This window comes from Nocardioides stalactiti, from assembly GCF_014180715.1.
GTDB lineage: Bacteria > Actinomycetota > Actinomycetes > Propionibacteriales > Nocardioidaceae > Nocardioides > Nocardioides stalactiti.
The window spans coordinates 1-1,870 of sequence record NZ_JACEFC010000151.1; the positions used below are offsets into that span (position 1 = coordinate 1).

Genomic DNA, 1,870 nt, shown 5'->3' on the forward strand with positions numbered 1-1,870 from the left:
CGGGGGGGGGTCGGAGGTGAGGCCGTCGGCGTCCGCGGGGACCAGGAAGCAGGAGATGCCGCGACCGCCGTCGTCGGAGGTGCGGGCCATGACCTTGTAGAAGTCGGCGTGCCCGCCGTGCGTCGTCCAGGCCTTGGCCCCGGAGATCACGTAGTCGTCCCCGTCGCGCACGGCCTTGGTGCGCATCGCCGCCGGGTCGGAGCCGGCGTGGGACTCCGAGAGGCAGTAGGCGCCGAGCAGCTCCCCGGACAGCATCTCCGGGAGCCACCGCTGCTTCTGCTCGTCGGTGCCGCTGTGGAAGAGCCCGAAGCAGCTGAGCGCGTGGACGCTGGTGCCGACCCCGACGGCGGCCCACGCCGAGGCGATCTCCTCCACGACCTGGAGGTAGACCTCGTAGGGCTGGCCACCGCCCCCGACCTCCTCCGGGTAGGGCAGGCCGAGCAGCCCGGCGCGGCCGAGGGTGCGGAACACCTCGCGGGGGAACCTTGCCGTACGCTCGGCCTCGTCGACGTGGGGGCGCAGCTCCTTTTCGACGATCGTGCGCGTGAGCTCGATCAGGTCAGCCGACTCGTCGGTCGGCATCATCCGGTCAGCAGGCATGTGCGTCTCCCCTCTACGGTCACGACTGACTGTAGTCAGCGTTGACTGTAGATGGCAAGGTACCTGCTGTGAGCCCGAGGACGACCACTGCAGACGGTCTCAGCTACGGCGACTACGAGGGACGTAGCCGGGCGACCCAGCAGCACGTCCTCGACTCGGCGGTCGAGGTGCTCATCGAGCTCGGCTACAGCGGTGCGTCGACCCTGAAGATCCAGCAGCGGGCCGGCGTGAGCCGCGGACGGCTGCTGCACCAGTACCCCGACCGGGACACGCTCCTGATGGCCGCGGTCCAGCACATCGCCGAGGCCCGGGTGACCTCCTCGATGAGCCGGGCCGAGTGGCCGGCCGAGCCCGGGGCGCGGATCGACGCGGCGATCGACACGCTCTGGTCGACGTACCACCACGGGTACTTCTGGGCGGCCACGGAGCTGTGGCTCGCGGCCCGCTCGAACCCTCGGCTCGCCGAGGCGCTCGCACCCAAGGAGCAGGCGCTCGGCGCCGCGATCCGCGCGGCGATCGACGACATGTTCGGCCCCGCCCTCACTCGGAAGCCGCGGTACGTCGACCTCCGCGAGGTGCTCAACACCAGCATGCGCGGGGTCGCCCTCACCTACGCCTTCGACCCGCGTGACCCCTCCGGCGACCCGAACCTGCGCACCTGGAAGGCCCTCGCCCGGCGCGAGCTCGGCGTGCGGGGCTGAGCGGGCACTTTCGCCGTTCGGCAACGGGGAGCCTCTCGAGGTGCAAGAGTCCCGAATGTCCTAGACGTATCTCCCGCGTCGTTCCGGGCTGCGCGGCTGACCCTCGGAGTCCCCCCATGTCAGCTCGCCGGCGACCGTCCGACGCACTCATCGTCGCGGTCGCTCTCGCCGCGTTGGTCCTCCAGGGCTCCGTCGGCGCAGCGGTCGCGGTGCCACCGCCGCTGGGCAGTCCCTGCACGATCAAGGGCACCCCGGGCGACGACGTCCTCAACGGGACGCCGGGCTCCGACGTCATCTGCGGGTTCGGGGGTGACGACGCGATCAACGGTCTCGGCGGCGACGACCTGATCCTGGGCATCGAGGGCGACGACGTCCTCGACGGTGGCGCGGGGGCCGACGACGTCCGCGGCGGGCCCGGGATCGACACGATGTCGGGCGGCGGCGGTGCCGACAAGCTGTACGGCGGCACCGAGGCCGACACCATCGACGCCGGCGACGACGTCGACCGCGTCGAGGGCGGGGCCGGCGACGACACGGTCCTCGGTGGCCTCGGCGTCGGCCGGGTCTTC

At 71.9% G+C, this 1,870-nt stretch carries 3 protein-coding genes; 2 read left to right on the forward strand and 1 reads right to left on the reverse strand.

Translation table 11 applies throughout. The features are described from left to right. On the reverse strand, positions 1–600 hold a 600-nt coding region (locus tag H0487_RS20400), incomplete at its 3' end, for an acyl-CoA dehydrogenase family protein (RefSeq protein ID WP_183096059.1). A gap of 68 nt (positions 601–668) precedes the next feature. Between H0487_RS20400 and H0487_RS20405 the strand changes: the two genes are divergently transcribed. Both H0487_RS20405 and H0487_RS20410 read left to right on the forward strand, forming a co-directional pair. Next, a complete protein-coding gene (locus H0487_RS20405) occupies positions 669–1,301 on the forward strand; it encodes a TetR/AcrR family transcriptional regulator (protein ID WP_183096060.1) in 633 nt (210 codons plus the stop codon). Between the two features lie 116 nt (positions 1,302–1,417). After that, a partial coding sequence (locus tag H0487_RS20410) for a calcium-binding protein (RefSeq protein WP_183096061.1) occupies positions 1,418–1,870 on the forward strand: 453 nt, incomplete at its 3' end.